This window comes from Arthrobacter sp. FB24 (genome assembly GCF_000196235.1).
Taxonomy (GTDB): domain Bacteria; phylum Actinomycetota; class Actinomycetes; order Actinomycetales; family Micrococcaceae; genus Arthrobacter.
Genome location: NC_008541.1, coordinates 3,067,380 through 3,083,830, shown reverse-complemented (window position 1 = coordinate 3,083,830; position 16,451 = coordinate 3,067,380). Strand labels below are relative to the sequence as shown.

The 16,451-nt window shown below is 65.9% G+C and carries 17 protein-coding genes; 9 read left to right on the top strand and 8 right to left on the bottom strand.

Annotated features, from left to right (window positions below; all coding sequences use genetic code 11):
* Positions 1-111 precede the first annotated feature (111 nt).
* The 4 genes from ARTH_RS13925 to ARTH_RS13910 all read left to right on the top strand — a co-directional run bounded on the left by ARTH_RS13925 (position 112) and on the right by ARTH_RS13910 (position 4,576).
* On the top strand, positions 112-1,749 hold the full coding sequence (locus ARTH_RS13925) for a S1C family serine protease (protein ID WP_011692583.1): 1,638 nt from the start codon (positions 112-114) through the stop codon (positions 1,747-1,749).
* Between the two features lie 278 nt (positions 1,750-2,027).
* Positions 2,028-2,828 carry an electron transfer flavoprotein subunit beta/FixA family protein gene (locus ARTH_RS13920; RefSeq protein ID WP_043429903.1) on the top strand — a complete coding sequence of 267 codons (801 nt, stop codon included), beginning with the start codon at positions 2,028-2,030 and terminating at the stop codon, positions 2,826-2,828.
* A 13-nt stretch (positions 2,829-2,841) separates the two neighbouring features.
* Positions 2,842-3,795, top strand: a complete 954-nt coding sequence (locus tag ARTH_RS13915) for an electron transfer flavoprotein subunit alpha/FixB family protein (protein WP_011692581.1) — start codon at positions 2,842-2,844, stop codon at positions 3,793-3,795.
* A gap of 4 nt (positions 3,796-3,799) precedes the next feature.
* Complete coding sequence (locus ARTH_RS13910) at positions 3,800-4,576, top strand: PIG-L deacetylase family protein (RefSeq protein ID WP_011692580.1); 777 nt, start codon at positions 3,800-3,802, stop codon at positions 4,574-4,576.
* A gap of 17 nt (positions 4,577-4,593) precedes the next feature.
* Here the strand turns inward: ARTH_RS13910 and ARTH_RS13905 are convergent, their stop codons facing one another.
* The 5 genes from ARTH_RS13905 to ARTH_RS13885 form a co-directional block, all read right to left on the bottom strand.
* Positions 4,594-5,355, bottom strand: a complete 762-nt coding sequence (locus ARTH_RS13905) for a MerR family transcriptional regulator (protein WP_011692579.1) — start codon at positions 5,353-5,355, stop codon at positions 4,594-4,596.
* 134 nt (positions 5,356-5,489) lie between these two features.
* Entirely contained in the window at positions 5,490-6,374 is an 885-nt protein-coding gene (locus tag ARTH_RS13900) for an anti-sigma factor (protein WP_011692578.1), read from the bottom strand.
* A gap of 1 nt (position 6,375) precedes the next feature.
* On the bottom strand, positions 6,376-6,981 hold the full coding sequence (locus tag ARTH_RS13895; protein ID WP_011692577.1) for a sigma-70 family RNA polymerase sigma factor: 606 nt from the start codon (positions 6,979-6,981) through the stop codon (positions 6,376-6,378).
* A gap of 236 nt (positions 6,982-7,217) precedes the next feature.
* Positions 7,218-7,685 (bottom strand): tRNA (cytidine(34)-2'-O)-methyltransferase, encoded by a 468-nt coding sequence (locus tag ARTH_RS13890; RefSeq protein ID WP_011692576.1) that lies wholly within the window; start codon positions 7,683-7,685, stop codon positions 7,218-7,220.
* A 25-nt stretch (positions 7,686-7,710) separates the two neighbouring features.
* Complete coding sequence (locus ARTH_RS13885; protein WP_011692575.1) at positions 7,711-8,658, bottom strand: J domain-containing protein; 948 nt, start codon at positions 8,656-8,658, stop codon at positions 7,711-7,713.
* 123 nt (positions 8,659-8,781) lie between these two features.
* Here ARTH_RS13885 and ARTH_RS13880 point away from each other — a divergent pair, with 123 nt between their 5' ends.
* Together ARTH_RS13880 and ARTH_RS13875 are read left to right on the top strand one after the other, a co-directional pair.
* Positions 8,782-9,690 carry a diacylglycerol/lipid kinase family protein gene (locus ARTH_RS13880; protein ID WP_043429902.1) on the top strand — a complete coding sequence of 303 codons (909 nt, stop codon included), beginning with the start codon at positions 8,782-8,784 and terminating at the stop codon, positions 9,688-9,690.
* A gap of 147 nt (positions 9,691-9,837) precedes the next feature.
* On the top strand, positions 9,838-10,491 hold the full coding sequence (locus ARTH_RS13875; protein WP_011692573.1) for a hypothetical protein: 654 nt from the start codon (positions 9,838-9,840) through the stop codon (positions 10,489-10,491).
* Positions 10,492-10,512: 21 nt separating this feature from the next.
* Here ARTH_RS13875 and ARTH_RS13870 read toward each other — a convergent pair whose 3' ends face one another.
* Positions 10,513-10,932, bottom strand: a complete 420-nt coding sequence (locus ARTH_RS13870) for a hypothetical protein (RefSeq protein WP_011692572.1) — start codon at positions 10,930-10,932, stop codon at positions 10,513-10,515.
* A gap of 88 nt (positions 10,933-11,020) precedes the next feature.
* Here ARTH_RS13870 and ARTH_RS13865 point away from each other — a divergent pair, with 88 nt between their 5' ends.
* Complete coding sequence (locus ARTH_RS13865) at positions 11,021-11,683, top strand: helix-turn-helix transcriptional regulator (protein ID WP_011692571.1); 663 nt, start codon at positions 11,021-11,023, stop codon at positions 11,681-11,683.
* Here ARTH_RS13865 and ARTH_RS13860 read toward each other — a convergent pair.
* Positions 11,670-12,548, bottom strand: a complete 879-nt coding sequence (locus ARTH_RS13860) for a DMT family transporter (protein ID WP_011692570.1) — start codon at positions 12,546-12,548, stop codon at positions 11,670-11,672. The two genes, ARTH_RS13865 and ARTH_RS13860, sit on opposite strands and share 14 nt — an antisense overlap.
* 57 nt (positions 12,549-12,605) lie before the next feature.
* On the opposite strand from ARTH_RS13860, the gene ARTH_RS13855 reads away from it, so the two are divergent.
* A complete protein-coding gene (locus ARTH_RS13855) occupies positions 12,606-13,832 on the top strand; it encodes a cysteine desulfurase family protein (RefSeq protein ID WP_011692569.1) in 1,227 nt (408 codons plus the stop codon).
* Here the strand turns inward: ARTH_RS13855 and ARTH_RS13850 are convergent.
* Entirely contained in the window at positions 13,814-15,061 is a 1,248-nt protein-coding gene (locus ARTH_RS13850) for an NAD(P)/FAD-dependent oxidoreductase (RefSeq protein ID WP_011692568.1), read from the bottom strand. The genes ARTH_RS13855 and ARTH_RS13850 overlap by 19 nt on opposite strands.
* 234 nt (positions 15,062-15,295) lie before the next feature.
* On the opposite strand from ARTH_RS13850, the gene mnmA reads away from it, so the two are divergent.
* On the top strand, positions 15,296-16,435 hold the full coding sequence (gene mnmA, locus ARTH_RS13845) for a tRNA 2-thiouridine(34) synthase MnmA (protein WP_011692567.1): 1,140 nt from the start codon (positions 15,296-15,298) through the stop codon (positions 16,433-16,435).
* The last annotated feature ends 16 nt before the right edge of the window (positions 16,436-16,451 follow it).

Sequence of the window (16,451 nt, the reverse complement as noted above, 5' to 3'; positions counted from 1 at the left end):
ACCCGCAAAAAATGGATTCTGACGGCGTTCAGGAACCTCCCAGCCAACGTCCCCTTTAGCTTCAGTCTGAGGGTCCATAGTTAAAGGCAGACAAGGACGAAAGGAAGTCTAATGACTGAGAACCCAGCACAGGGTGGATCGCCTGAGAACAGGGGTCCGGAAAAGCCCCGGGATGGCTGGCCCGCGCAGCCTCCTCATGCCGACACCCAACCGCTGGACGCGGCACACCGGGCGCAGCCGCAGTCAGCGGAGAAGCCGGCCGGAGACTCAGACCATGACAACCCGACCGCCCGGCTGGACCAGCCCCGGTCCGACAACGGACAGGCGCACCCCGGCGCGGACGGTGCCCCGCAGCCCGTCTATCCGCAGCACCAGCCGTTCTACGGCCAGCAGGGCGGCGCCGCCACCCAGCATGGCGCCCACACAGGAAGCGGCACATATTCAGGTGCCGGAGCCCCCCAGGCCGGCGGCCCGTACCAGGCCCACCAGCACCACCAGGGCAGCATCTACGCCTCCGATCCCGCGAGTGCGCCGAAGCGGAAAGCTGCCTTCGGCGTGGGAACCCTGGTTGCCAGCATCCTTGCCGCCGGCCTCGTGGGCGGCGGCGTGGTGGCGGCCAGTGACGCCTTCCTGACCAACGGTTCCACGTCTGCTGTCAGCGGCACCGGCAGCCAGCCCGGCACCGTGATCGTGAACAACAAGGACGACGTCAACGTCATCACTGCTGCTTCGGTGAAGGCGTCGCCGAGCGTTGTGACCATCAAGGCGACGAGCGGTAGCGACGGCGGCACCGGCTCAGGCATTATCCTCGACGACCAAGGCCATATCCTGACGAACACCCACGTGGTGACACTGGACGGCAAAACGGCCAACGCCACCATCGAAGTCCGCACGAATAGTGGCAAGGTTCTCACCGCCAAGATCGTGGGCACGGATCCCCTGAGCGACCTGGCTGTCATCAAGGTGGACAACGCGTCCGGGCTGACTCCGGCAACCCTTGGCGACTCCGGCAAGCTGAATGTGGGGGACACGGCCATCGCCATCGGTTCACCCCTGGGCCTGACAGGCACCGTCACCGACGGCATCGTCTCCACCCTGAACCGGACCATCAGCGTGGCTTCTTCTGCCGCGCCGAAGGATGGAGCGGACGATTCGCAGAGCAACGGCGAGGGCGGCTTCCAGTTTGCGCCGCCGGACGGCGGCCAGAGCCAAAGCCCCTCGAACCAGGGCTCCATCTCGATCAACGTGATCCAGACCGACGCCGCCATCAACCCCGGCAACTCCGGCGGTGCCCTGGTCAACAGCAAGGGTGAAGTCATCGGCGTGAATGTTGCCATCGCCTCGGCCGGGGGTGACTCAAGCTCCAGCACCAGCGGCAACATCGGCGTGGGCTTCAGCGTTCCCATCAACCACGCCAAGCGCGTGGCCCAGGAGATCATCGAGAACGGCAAGGCGACGCACGGCCAGTTCGGAGTCAGCGTCAAGGCGAAGTCGTCGACGTCGTCGAGCTCTTCCTTCTCGGTGGGCGCCGAAGTGGCCACAGTGGAGTCCGGCTCCGCTGCTGCCAAGGCCGGACTCAAGGTGGGCGACGTTGTCACGAAGTTCAACGACCTCACCATCAGTGATCCCAATCAGCTGACCGCAGCCGTCAGGGAGCAGCCCGCGGGCGCGTCTGTGAAGGTCACCATCCAGCGCGGAGGCCAGGAACAGCAGGTTGACGTGACGCTCGGCGCGGCAGCGGAGCAGTAAGGGCCGCATAAGGTTCCGGGCATAGGGCAGGACATGCCCCGGGCACGCAGCAACCCGACCGTGGGAGGCGGGGACACCGGTACGGTGGTCCCGCCTCCACGGTGTTAACCCGCGGTCCTTGGTGCCGCCTGACACAGGCGTTAACGGGACGGCGCGGGTGCCCCGCTATATGGTTAGCTTGGATCTACCCGCACCCCGGGGGAGATCCGCGGCCATGACCTCACCCGGCTGGCTATCCACAAGCATGGAAGGCTGCTGTACAGAAAGTGGAAGAGACATTGAAGATCATCGTTCTGGTCAAACATGTACCAGACGCGCAATTGGACCGTCACCTCAGCGACGAGGACAACACCACCGACCGCGCCGATAGCATCCTGTCCGAGCTGGACGAATACGCCCTGGAAGCTGCACTGCAGCTGACCGAGGCCCGCGGCGGAGCCAAAGCCGGCAACCAGGTCATCGCCCTCAGCATGGGTCCGGCGGGCGCCGTCAACGCCATCAAGAAGTCACTCCAGATCGGCGCCACCGAGGGCGTCCACCTCCGTGACGACGCCCTTGCCGGATCCGATGCCGCTGCGACCTCCCTGGCGCTGGCAGCAGCGGTCCGGCACATCGGAGCCGACGGCCCGGTGGACCTGGTCCTGACCGGCATGGCATCCACCGACGGCGAAACCTCCCTGGTGCCCGCGCAACTTGCAGAGCGGCTTGACCTCCCGCAGGTCACGTTTGCCTCCGAACTCGAAGTTGACGGCGGCCGCGTCATCGCCCGCCGCGACAGCGACACCCACTACGACACCGTCGAGGCAACACTGCCCGCTGTCGTGTCCGTGACCGACCAGATCAACGAACCCCGGTTCCCCAACTTCAAGGGAATCATCGCGGCCAAGCGCAAGACGATCACCACCCTCACGCTCGCGGAGATCGGTGTGGACCCCGCAGAGGTGGGCAAGACCGGTTCCTGGACCGAAGTAAAAACGGCAGCTGCACGTCCGCCGCGCACCGCCGGCACCATCATCACCGACGAAGGCGACGCCGGCATCAAGCTGGTGGACTTCCTGGCCGCCCAGAAGCTGCTCTAAGAGGATCCCCGACATGGCAAAAGTACTTGTATTCATTGATAACCCCGGCCAGGCCCTCAAGAAGAGCAGCCTGGAACTGCTGACAATCGCGCGCTCGCTGGGTGAGACGGCCGTCGCCGTCAACGGCGCGCTGAACGACGACGTCGTAGCCGCCCTGGGCGCCCACGGCGCCACGGCCGTCTTCCGTCCGTCGTCCGAGGACCTAGACGCCTACCTGATTGGTCCCAAGGCCGCCTACCTTGCCGGTGCCGTTGCGGCTTCGGGCGCCACCACCGTGCTCCTGGAGAACTCGTTCGACGGCAAGGAGATCGCAGCCCGGCTTGGCATCAAGCTCGGCGCGGGTGTCATCACGGACGTCGTAGGCGTTGAACCTGACGGCACTGCCCACAAGTCCGTCCTGGCCGGGTCCTACACCACCACGGCCAAGGCCACCACGGCCGTTTCCGTGCTGACGGTCAAGCCGAACAGTGTCACGCCCGATCCCGCCGCTGCGGCAGCGAGCCCGGAAGTCCTCACCGTTGACGTTCCGGACTCTGCCACGGCCGGCGCTGCCCGCATTACCGGACGCAAGGACAAGCCCGCCAGCGGCCGCCCGGACCTCACCGAAGCCCGGATCGTGGTGGCAGGCGGTCGCGGCGTGGATGGCGACTTCGGCCCGGTGGAGGAGCTTGCCGACGCCCTCGGTGCTGCCGTGGGTGCTTCCCGCGCCGCTACGGACGCCGGCTGGATCGGCCACGATGCGCAGGTGGGCCAGACCGGCAAGACCGTTTCCCCCCAGCTGTACATTTCGGCCGGCATCTCCGGCGCGATCCAGCAGAAAGCCGGCATGCAAACCGCCAAGGTCATCGTTGCCATCAACAAGGATGCCGAGTCGCCCGTCTTCGAAATTGCCGACTTCGGGATCATCGGGGATCTCTTCCAGGTCCTTCCGCAGGCGACTGAAGAGATCAAGAAGCGCAAGGGCTGATGATTTGAGCACCAACGCCACGGCGCAAAGCCCGTTCAATCCGGAACACCACCGGATTGAGCGGGTCCTTTGTTTTACCGCCCACCCGGACGACATCGACTTTGGTGCCGCCGGAACCATCGCAGCCTGGACCAGGGCCGGGGTTGAGGTGAGCTACTGCATCATGACCGACGGCGACGCCGGCGGCTTCGATCCCGCGCAGCGCGAGGAGATAGTGGCCATGAGGGCCGAAGAGCAGCGCCGCGCCGCCGCCCTGGTCGGCGTGACGGACATCCACTACCTGCACGAGCGGGACGGCTACCTGGAGCCCACGCACGAGGTGATGAGGGGAGTGGTGAAGCTGATCCGTGAGATCCGGCCCGACGTCGTTCTTTCCATGCATCCTGAACGCAACTGGAACCGCATCCAGAAGAGCCACCCGGACCACCTGGCCGTGGGCGAAGCCGTCACCCGGGCGGTTTATCCTGCCCTGGAAAACCCTTTTGCCTACCCCGACCTTGCCGAAGCGGGGCTGGCGGCCTACAAGCTACCGTGGCTGTGGTTGTTTGCCGGGCCGGAGGAACGGGAAAACCACTTCGTTGACGTCACTGCCCACGTGGACAACAAACTTGAGGCCATCCACGTGCACGCCAGCCAGCACCCCGACCTTGAAGCGATGGACCGGACGGTCCGGGGCCTTATGCTGGCCGCCGGCCAACGGGCCGGATTGCCTCCCGGACACAGCGCCGAGGCCTTCCACGTGGTCTCCGTTAACGGCCAAGGGACAATTGCGGGTTTCTAGCGCTGCCTCGCGGAGGACTAACTGAGCCGTGCCGCCGCGTAGGCCTTGATTCCCTCGAAAAGGTAGGGAGCCAGGCCTGCGCGGCTCTTGTCGTAGAAGGCAGTAAACCGGGGGTCCTCGACGTACATCCGGCCAAGGCCGACGTAGCCTTCGGCGTCCGGGGTCCAGCTGGCGCAAACCCACTTGTAGTGCCGGTCGACGACGGCCTGTACTTCCGGCGCTGCGGCCTGCAGTCCGGCGTCGAAGCAGCGCGCCAGCTCCTCGTTGATGTCCTGTGCTTCCTGCATGAACGCCTTTTTGGCGGCGTCGCTCATCGCGGCGTGACGTGCCTTGCTGTCCTCAACGGCCTGGTCGCCCCAGCGCTGCCGGGCCTCTTCCTCGTACGGGTTGTTGTCGAAATCCTTAAAGATTTCCTCGGCGGACATGGTGTCTCCTTGTCTTAGCGCTGTCATGGTGGCGTCCACGGTGGCGGCCATCCGCCCGAGGCGGTCGTGTTCAGCCAGCAGCCATTCACGGTGCACGGCAAGTGCCTCCAGCTGGCTGGTTTGTCCGGCGAGGACGTCGGCGATGGCCTCGAGGCCGAGGCCCAATTCGCGAAGCAGGAGAATCCGCTGCAGCCGGAAGAGCTGCTCCTGGCCGTAATATCGGTAGCCGTTCTGCCCGGTGTAGGCGGGATCCAGGATCCCCAGCTGGTGATAGTGCCGGACGGTGCGGGACGAGACTTTGCTCAGCCGCGCAACCTCGGCAATGGACCAGCTGCGGTGCTCCTCCTGCTTCATTCCTTCATCGTAGAAGTTGACGTTGCGTCAATGTCAATACGCGCAGCTGTGACGGGTAGTGCTTAAAGTCCGCGGCCTGCCGGTGCACGCCAGTGTGGCGGCACCGGCAGGCCGGTTTGGAAAACAGCGTCCGGCTAGGCTCCGAGCGGAGCCGCGGCAACGGTCGGCAGAGTTGGCGACGCGGAGCCGCCGACCGGTTCAACGGTGATGCCCAGCGCTGCTGCCGAATGAATGCCCTTTACGACGGCCGGTTTGGACAGTGCCTCTGCGTCCATGAGCCCCTGCGAAACCGGTGCCGAACCGTCCTTGGGAATCAGCCACATCTGGTACACCTTGCCGGCAGGAGGAGCCGGGACACCGTTCATCTTGACCACGACTGCGTCCTTGGAGGTCGAAATGGCCACGGTGGCCGTGCCTCCGCCGCTAACATCGACGGTTGCCTCCCGAACGTCCTGGGCCTGGAGCACCTGGTTGAGTGGATCGTTCTGGTTGGCCACATATGCGCCCACTCCCACGCCACCCAAGGCGATGACAGCGGCCGCAGCCACGCCCACCAGCCAGTTGCGGAGTCCCGGTGCCCGGCGCCGCTCCTCGCGGCGTACGCGGGCCGCACCGAGTTCATCGGAGACAGGTGCCCGGCCCGGTTCCCGAGCATGTCCGTGGAACGGGGGAGTAGAGACGGGAATGGTGCCCGGCTGTGACGGAAGCTGACCCTGGGGCTGCGCGGGCAGCTGTGCCAGGATGCGGTCGAACAGCCCCGCCGGGGGTTCCTCCTCGGCAGTAAAGGTAACGGCCAGCGTTTCGCGTGCTTGCCGCACGCGCTCATCGAACGCCTCCCGTTCCAGCGCCGGCGCGGTCGAGATGTAATCCTCAATGGCAGAACGCTCGGCAGGGTCCACGGCGTCCAGGGCATACACTTCCGCCAGTTCCACGGCCCGGCCGGAGGCCAGGTCCGTGGCGATATCATGGGCAAACATTCCGGAGGAACGGCTGCTGTTCGGTTGGTTCATGTCGGTCATCTCAACTCACCCCCAGACAGGTCTTCAAACGGATCAGTCCATCGCGGATGCGGGACTTGATGGTGGGCACGGCGGTGTTCAGTTTCTCCGCGACTTCGCGGTACGTCAGCCCGCCGTAGTAGGCCAGCCGGACGGACTGCTGCTGCGTCTCCGTGAGGGTGTCCAGACACCTGACCACGGCCTCGGCTTCCAGCCTGCTTCCGACCTCATCCGAGACGGAGTCATGGTCAATCTCCTGGCTGCTGGCCCCGTACTTGGCCTCCCTGTCGGTGGACGACTGGGAGGACCTCACCTTGTCCACCGCCCGGCGGTGCGAAATAGTCATCAGCCAGGCCAGCGGACTGCCGGCCTCCGGATTGAACTTCGCCGCGTTTTGCCAGACCTGGAGGAACACTTCCTGGGTGGTGTCCTCACTGAGCTCAGGGTCGATCAGGACGCGGCGGGCCATGCCGAACACACGCCGTGACGTCAATTCGTAAAACTCCGCAAAGGCCCCTTGGTCCCCGTCGGCGATTCGAGCCAGCAGGTCGCCAAGCCGGCGGTTCACGTCGGCCGAAGTGCCAGGGGAAGCAGTGGCCTCTGGGTTTGGGGCGTTGGGAGTTTCCATCACTCCCAAGCATAAGTCAGCAGGGGCGCTTGGAATGTCGCGGTGGGTCTCCGGGCTACGGGTCTGGGACCGGCGGACCTGCAATGTAGTCACCTGCCGCTCCTCGCAATCCTGTGGTTGGCCCGGGTTGGCCTCTACAGGTAATTCGGAGTGCAAGCGGGGATGGATGGGCGGCGATTTCTGCAAATTGACGGGCCGTCGGGGCGGGCGGGCGGACGGCCCCGGGTGCTGCCCCGCTAGAGTTTGGCGCCGGCGAAGCCGTTTTGCCGCCAGGCCTCAAAGACCGCGATCGACGCCGCGTTGGCAAGATTCAGGGACCGCAGGGACGGCAGCATGGGAAGCCGCACCCGGGACGTCACATGCGGATCGTTCTTGAGTTCCGCCGGAAGTCCCACAGATTCCGGTCCGAAGAGAAGGACGTCGCCGGGGAGGTAACTGATATCCGCGTAGGAGGTTTCGCCGTCGGACGTGAACGCATAGACGCGCTCAGGCTGCAAAGCCTCCCAGGCGGCCTCGATGCTTTTGTGCACCGTCACGACGGCGAGGTCGTGGTAGTCCAGGCCGGCGCGGCGAAGTTTGGCGTCGGAAAAATCAAAGCCCAGAGGCTCCACGAGGTGCAGTTCGGCGCCCGTGATGGCAGCCAGGCGGATGGCGTTGCCCGTATTGCCGGGAATTTCAGGAGTGTGGAAGAGGATGCGGAACACCGTCCCATCCTAGCCACTTCGGGCCTTAGTGCATCCCGCGCAGCAGTCTGGCGAGGACGGGGACATTGACCGTGTTGGGGGCAGGCCCGGAGCCCAGGAACTCCTTGAGGCCCCGGACAAGTCCGGCCCCGTTGACCACCTGGACGGTTTCATGCCCGCGGTGCGAGCGCCTGTGGTGGTCGATCACCGGTTCATGAAGGTTGCCGTCGGGACTGTGGATGACAGTCCACCCCGTTACGTTGAGCTCCGGGAAGATGTCCTGCATGCGCCGCACAATGTGCGCCAGCTGCGGCGGCGCAATGGCCCGGCCGCCGTGCGTCAGCGTGGTTCCGTTCCAGGCGTAGGCTCCCTTGGGCAGCAGCATGGATCCGATCAGGGCCAGCCGGTAGCCGGACAACAGCGCGTGGTCGATGTGGCTGTTGTCCGCGGGCGACTGCAGCCCGTTGATCAACCTGGCTGCCGGAATGGCCGGGAGGATCTGCCTGCTGATCAGCTGGACGGTCCGCATCTCCCGCTGGATCCGGGCTTCCGCTCCGAAGATACCCCGTTTACGGGGCACGCCGTGGACCTGCCGGGCGGCAAGCTCCTCCGGAATCAGCGGCACGTTGCCGGACTCCGGATGCTCGAACGGCGGAACGTACACGGGCGGATCGCCTGCCGTGTTCCGCGGCGTGTTGGGCCGGTGGACGGTTGCCGACGCGCGGCTCCCGGCTGCCGGCGCATCGAAATGGGCGCCCTCCGTGGCTGCCGTGCCGGGGGTCCCGTGCGCGTACGAGCGGTCGTAGGCGGCGCGACGCTTCGGATCTATCAGCGTCTCGTAGGCCAGCGTCACCTGCCGGAAGACGGCGGCATCCCCGCCATGGTCGGGATGTGCCCGGCGGGCCGCCTTGCGGTAGGCCACTTTGATCTCTTTGTCCGTCGCCGTCACAGGAAGACGAAGGACCTGGTAATGGGAGCTGCTGCCCTGGGTCAAACACTGATCCTTTTCTTGTAGGTTCCAGTCCACTCAGGCAGTCCGGTCCGCCCAGTTTAACCGTGCATAGGCTCAACGTCCGCGCCCGCGGCCATGGTTCCCGCTGCTGGCATAATTCAGCGCATGATCATCGCCGTTGCCATCAACCCCCGGGCTTCTTTCGGCGGCGCACAGCGCACCGGCGACACGGTGGCGGCCTACTTCCGCGCCGCCGGGGCGCGCGTCATCGTGCTGCAGAAGGCCAGCTATGAACGGCTTGCAGCAGCGGTGGGCAACGTGCTGGCTACAGGTTGCGATGCCCTGGTTGTTGTGGGCGGTGACGGCATGGTCCACCTGGGCATCAATGCGCTCGCCGAGTCCGGTGCCCCCTTCGGCACTGTGCCGCTAGGCATCGTTCCCAGCGGCACCGGGAACGACATGGCCCGTGCCCTGGGCCTTCCCTTGAATGACGCAGTTGCCGCCTGTGACCGGATATGGTCCGCAATGGAGGCGGGCGGCCGCCTCATCGATGCCGGGCGGATTACCGGCAACGGCACAAGCCGCTGGTTTGCCGGAGTTGTATCCGCCGGGTTCGATGCCGCCGTTAACGAACGCGCCAACTCCTGGCGCTGGCCCCGCGGCAGGAGCAGGTACAACCTGGCCATGCTCCGTGAACTCGCCACCTTCAAGGCCATCGACTACGCGGTGACCGCTGACGGGGAAACCTGGCTGCAGGGAGCCATGCTCATCTCGGTGGCGAACGGGCAGTCCATCGGGGGCGGCATGAAAGTTACCCCGGACGCCTTGCTGGACGACGGATTCCTGGATCTGTTCATCGTCAAACCACTGTCCCGCCTGCGGTTCCTTGCCGTCTTCCCGAAGGTCTTTACCGGCCGCCATACCGGGCACCAGGCAGTGCACATCCGGCAGGTGCGCCGGGTTGAGCTTTCGGCGGGAGGCGTCGTTGCGTATGCCGACGGCGAGAGGGTGGGCCCGCTGCCGCTGACTGTGGAGGTGGTGCCCGCTGCCATCAGGGTGCTGGCCTCGCCGTGACGACATGCCGGCCGGACGGTCTAAACTCTTGCGGAGGACCGGCCGGAGCAGTGCCGCCGGCAGACCGTATGTGGGGGCAATGTGCAATCGACGGGCAGGGGACCCGCTGCGGTCCGGACGGGACGAGTACCCGGGGCGACCCGGGCGATGGCTTTGTCGCTGACCCTGGCCCTGGTGGTGGCCGCGCTCGCTGGATGCAGCGTGGGCGTCCCGGATCCTGCAGCCCCGAGTGACGTCCGGACCACGCCCGCGCTGGCAACGCCTACCATTACCCCGGGCTACGATGCGGCTGCGGTGGCGGCGAAGGACCTTCCGCTGACGGCCGGAGACTCGCTGGCCGCAGGAGCTGCCGTCGGCCTTTCCGACGGACTCCGCGAAGCGCCGGGGTGGAAGACAATCAAGGAGAACGTAGCGGGGGAGAACCGCTACCTTAAAGCCGACGGATGCCTGGTCTCGGCGCGGGTCCGTGTGAACCAGGCGGCGCTCGCCGTGGCCGGGGATGACAGGGCCTCCACGGTTGAACTGTTCAAATATCTGGATTCCACCATCCTGCCCGGCTACCTGAAGACCGATACCCTGCGCTGGGGCGGTGAGCCGGACAAGCCCGGGCCAAAGGCAGAAGTGCTGGCCTTCGAGGGTGGATCTGCGCCAGGGGGAAGATCGAACGCAGTGCTGGCCCGGCTCTTTGCCACAGCTGGTTCGTCCGTCTACATCTCGCTCTCGTGTCCTGACCCGGCCGCGCTCGCGGCAGCCCGTGCGGACGTGGCGGAACGACTGGTGGTCGTTCCGCCTTCAAACTGATCCGGCTGCTGAGCTGCGGCACTATGGCCTGCGGGAACTCCTGGGTGACAGCCGGTTGAGGGCGAGCGCGCCCACGAGCAGGCCGAAGTCTCGAAGGGCGACATCAAAGAAACTGCCCAGGAGCAGCAGGTTGATGATGATCCCCAGCAGCCACACGGCCACGAGTATCGATCCGAAACGCGGCCGGACTGCCACCGCGATGCCAGCCACCACTTCAACGACGCCGACGATGTACATGATCGTCTGGGCCGGGAGCGGCACCACTGCCGTTGCTACGGGCGCCAGATACATGGTCCAGTCGGCCAGGAGGTTGGTGAATTTGTCGAGGCCGAAAATGACCGGTGCGACCGTGAACACCGTGCGAAGCAGCAGGAACGCCTGCCTCCCCGGTTCCGACGCCAGCGCGGTGCCCGGCGCATTTAGTACAGCGGAAGATTTCATGACGACTCCTTCTAAAAGTAGGTATTCTGATTTTAGAAACCTTTGCGCCATTAAGCAATGAATCTTGTTTTTAGAGTTAGGGTGTTCCATGCGCAGACTTCCCTGGGCCCGCCGGATCGCGGCCGTGGCATCGCTGGGCGATGAGAACCGCCGGAGACTTTTCGGATTTATCGCCGCATCGTCCCGTCCGGTGGGGCGTGACGAAGCGGCCGCTGCGCTGGAAATCCCGCGAAGCACGGCGTCGTTCCATCTGGACAGAATGGTGCAGGACGGTGTCCTGGCCGTCGAATTCCGCAAGCTCGGCGGCAAGGCCGGGCCCGGCTCCGGCAGACCGGCGAAAATGTACCGGCCGGCGCAGCCGGAAGTGGGGGCGTCCGTTCCTGACCGCAACTACGATCTCGCCGGTGAACTGATGGCCACCGCCATCGAACGGTCGAGTGCTGCCGGAGAACCTGTCCGGGAAGTGTTGCTGGCCACCTCATATGCGAAGGGCCTGGCGATGGCGGAGGGGAGTGGAAGCCTCGAGGAATTCCTCTCGGCGGAGGGCTACATGCCGAATCCGGACGGAGGCGGCGGCTTTGTCCTTGAAAACTGCCCGTTCCACCGGCTGGCAGACGGCCATACGGAGGTGGTCTGTGCCATGAACGGCGCTTTCCTCTGCGGCGCGGCCGCCGGCTGTGGTGTTGAGGAAAGCCGAATAGCAGGGAACACAACACCGGGCCAGTGCTGCGCCAGGGTTACGCCGCCCTGATTGCCGGGGACCGTCTTGGTCGGCTCGCCAGCAGGACGCCGGCTATGACAAGCAGGCCCCCGATGGCCTGGGGCAGGCTGACCGGAATGCCCATCATGACCGTGATGGCCGCCGTGAACACAACGATCAGGTTCAGGTAATTGCCGGCGGTGGCCGGTGCCGTCGTTTTGAGTGCGAGGTTCCAGCACAGATACGCCCCCAGCGAGGGGAAAGCGGCGATGTACGCGATCGACCACCGCTCGGCTGCGGTCGAGGGGAACCCGGCTCCAGCTGCGAGCGCGACCGGAGCGAGGAGGGCCGTCGCCATCACCACCTGCACAGCCGTGGCCGCAATGGCCGGCAGCCCAAGCCGGCGGGAAATGATGGTATAGAAGCCCCACACCGTGATCGCCCCGATCATCAACAGCTCGCCAAAGTTGAACGTAATGCTGAACACCCGCTGCAGTTCGCCGCGGGTCAGTACCAGGAGCACGCCGGCGAGGCCCAAAGCTATGCCCAGCCAGCCGAAGAGGCCGGGCCTTTCGCCGAGAATGAAAATGGCCATCACCACGATGAGCGCCGGATTAGCGGCAGTGATTAGCGAAGCATTGAGCGCCGAGGTGTGCTGCAGGGCAATGTACAGCAGGAGCGTGTAGCAGCCCATGCCCAGGACGCTCAGGAGCAACAGCACCCGCCATCGGCCAAGGACAGCGCGCCAGTCCGGACGTTCCACGAAGTGGGCCAGCGCAACGAGCGGAAGGGCGGCCAGCGCCCACCTCCAGAAGGTGAGTTCGAGCGGCGTCATGGTGTTCACGGCGGCCTGCCCCACCACGAGGTTGCCGGACCAGAACAGGGTGGCCAGCACCAGGTATATCGAGGCTTTCACCGCTCGAATCTACACCGGTGCCTGAGCGAGCGGGCTGGCCGCGGCTAGAATTGGGATGTGTCCGTCTACCTCGATCATGCCGCCACCACGCCTATCGCCGCCGAGGCATTGGCGGCACTCACCCGCGAACTCGCCCGGACCGGGAACCCGTCGTCGCTGCACGGCTCCGGACGACGTGCCCGCCGCTCGGTGGAGGACGCCCGGGAGTCGATTGCTGCCGCAGCCGGAGCCCACCCCTCGGAGGTCATCTTTACCTCTGGCGGCACGGAAGCCGACAACCTGGCTGTGAAGGGCCTGTACTGGGCCCGCCGCGGCGAAAACCCGAGGCGCACGCGGATCCTGTGCTCCGCCGTCGAGCATCATGCTGTCCTGGACACCGTCGAGTGGCTGGAACGGCACGAGGAGGCGGAAGTGTGCTGGCTGCCCGTGGATTCCCGCGGAGTTATTGACCTCGATGTGCTGAAGTCCGAGCTCTCCCGGGATCCGGAGTCCATCGCCCTCGTCACAGTGATGTGGGCTAACAATGAGGTGGGCACCATCCAGCCGGTGCCCGAAGTGGTTGAGTTGGCCCATGCCGTGGGCGTGCCGGTCCATTCCGACGCCGTCCAGGCCTTCGGTTCCGTGCCGGTGGACTTCCGGGCCAGCGGGCTGGATGCCATGTCCGTCTCCGGTCACAAGATCGGCGGCCCCGTCGGCGTCGGCGCCCTCCTGCTGGGCCGTTCCGTCAAGCTGACTCCGGTGCAGCACGGCGGCGGCCAGGAGCGAGATGTCCGCTCCGGGACGCTGGATACTGCGTCGATCGCCGCCTTCGCCGCTGCGGCGGAAGCTGTGACCAAGGACCTCCCGCAGGAGGCTGCCCGGATCGCGGGGATGCGGGACAGGCTGATCGCGGGCGTACGGGAGGCAATCCCGGACGCCGTCCTGCGCGGAGCTCCGGGGGACGGCCGGCTCCCCGGCAACGCGCACTTCACTTTTCCTGGTTGTGAGGGCGACTCCCTGCTGTTCCTGCTGGACCTTGCGGGCGTGGAGTCCTCCACCGGCTCCGCCTGCACCGCCGGTGTGCCGCGGCCTTCTCACGTCCTGCTGGCCATGGGGCTGGATGAGGAGACTGCGCGGGGCGCGCAGCGTTTCTCCCTGGGCCACGCATCAGTGGAGGCCGACGTCGACGCGCTCCTGGCAGCGCTGCCGGGTGCCTATGAACGGGCCCGCCAGGCAGGGATGGCAGGGCACGAATCAACCATCCAGACGGCTGCGACAGTCGCTCGTCAATCCGCCAGGAGCTGATCAAGCGCGGCTGAGGGATCGGCCAGGCGGCCCGGCTTGATGGTTGCCCGGCTGGAGATCAGGGCCTTGATGGCTTTCTGCGTGCGCGGAACGTTGACGTTCATACCGGCCACCACCCGGCCCTCGTGCTGCCAGAAGGCGATGAATTCCTTGCCTGCCAGCGTGCCCCGGATGACCGGCTCGGCGCCCGCCGCCAAAGCGGGGAAACCCGAGTACTCCATGCTGATGTCGTACTGGTCGGTGTAGAAGTACGGAATCGTGGCCAGCGTTGCCTCCTGTCCGAGCATGGTTTTCGCGGCGATCTTGCCGCCATTGAGCGCATTGGACCAATGCTCGCTGCGGTGGTGCTGCCCGGTGAACGGATGCAGGGCGTTGGCTACGTCCCCCGCTGCGAAGATGTCAGGCGCGCTTGTCCGCAGGGAGGCGTCTGTCAGTATTCCGTTGTCAATGACCAGCCCTGCCGCCTCCGCGAGCGAAGTGTCCGGTGCGACGCCTACGGCCACCACGACCACGTCGGCGGGCAGTATCTCTCCTGTTCCTGTGACCACCGCGGTGACGCGGCCGGCGTCGCCCCGGAGTTCAGCCGCGGTGGCACCGAGGCGGAACCGGACACCGTTGGCTTCGTGGAGCGAGCGGAAGAACGTGCCCAGTTCGGGTCCGATTGCGGCGGCCAGCGGGATGTCCTCAAGCCCAAGCAGCGTCACCTGGTTGCCGTAAGCGGTGGCCGCCGCCGCAAGTTCCATTCCGATCCAGCCGGAGCCGATCATGACAACGTTCTTTCCGCCCGGCGCTAGCTGCTCCCGCAGGCGGCGGCAGTCATCCAGGGTCCGGAATGTGGCCACGCCGTCCAGCCCGCTCCCTGGCAGGCGGACATGTCGGGGGAGTGCGCCTGTGGCCAGCAGGAGTGCGTCATAGCCCACGGACTCACCGCTGCTGAGATGTACCGTGTGCGGGCCGGGGTCGACGGCGGCGACCGTCACGCCCAGGCGGAGGTCGACGTCGTTCTCTGAGTACCAGGCCTCCGGTGCCACCGGGATGGCGTCCTCGCCCGCTCTGCCGAGCAGGTACTCCTTGGAAAGCGGCGGCCGGAGGTACGGGTGGTGCAGTTCGGCGCCGATGAGGCTGATCCGGCCCTGGTAGCCCTCGCTGCGCAGGGTCCGGGCTGCGGTGGCCCCAGCCAGGCCCGCCCCGGCGATCACAATGCTTTCGATGGTGCGTTCGACAGTCATGGTGCCGCTCGATTCCGGAAATGCCGGCGCCTCCTGCCGGCTGGTTCTAAAAATAGTAATCCTGACGATAGAAGGCCCCGGCATGGTAGTCAAGGGGTACTGAGGTGACTTCCGGGCACCCTTTGGCGAGGCAGTAGAATAGATGGGCATGCAGTGTGTCCGCCGGTGCGGCAATGGGCCGGCCACGAGCGCGCTGCTGCAGCACCACCAAACCTCCCCCTATAGAAAGCCAGCATGCGAGTTCTTGCAGCCATGAGCGGCGGAGTCGATTCCGCCGTTGCCGCCGCCCGCGCCGTCGAGGCCGGACACGACGTCGTCGGTGTCCACCTGGCGTTGTCCCGGATGCCCGGAACACTCCGTACCGGCAGCCGAGGGTGCTGCACCATCGAGGATTCCCGTGATGCCTGGCGCGCCTGCGACGTTCTGGGCATCCCTTATTACGTGTGGGACTTTTCCGAGCGGTTCAAAGAGGATGTGGTCCAGGACTTCATTGACGAATACGCAGCCGGACGCACCCCGAACCCCTGCATGCGCTGCAACGAACGCATCAAGTTTGCTGCGCTGCTCGAAAAGGCAATCGCCCTGGGCTTCGACGCAGTCTGCACCGGCCACTATGCCAAGGTGATCACCGACGCCGACGGTAACCCTGAACTCCACCGCGCAGCCGACTGGGCGAAGGACCAGAGCTACGTGCTGGGTGTCCTCACCCACGAACAGCTGAAGCACTCCATGTTCCCGCTTGCGGACACGCCGTCCAAAGCCGAAGTCCGCGCCGAAGCGGAACGCCGCGGGCTCTCTGTCGCCAACAAGCCGGACAGCCATGACATCTGCTTTATCCCGGACGGCGATACGGCCGGCTGGCTGGCCGAGAAGATCGAGATGACCACCGGCGATATCGTGGATGAGGCCGGCACGAAGGTCGGCGAGCACCCCGGCGCCAACGCGTTCACCGTAGGCCAGCGCCGGGGACTCAAGCTGGGCACCCCCGCCGCCGACGGCAAGCCGCGGTTCGTACTGGAGATCCGCCCGAAGGAGAACAAGGTGGTGGTGGGACCGGAAGCGCTCCTGGCCATCGATGAGATCCGCGGCATCAAGGTCTCCTGGGCCGGACTTCCGATTGCGGAGGTCGCCACCGGCGACGAGTTCGACTGCCATGCCCAGGTCCGCGCCCACGGCGATCCCGTCCCGGCGACGGCCCGCATGGAACGGCTGACGGACGACGACGGCGCGGAGCGGACGAACCTTGTGGTCACTCTGGCCACTCCGCTGCGCGGAGTAGCTCCCGGACAGACCGTGGTGCTCTACCAGGGAAGCCGGGTCCTGGGGCAGGCCACTATCGACACAGCGCGCTCGCTGCAACGCGCAGCCCTCTGACAGAACGGACTTTCCC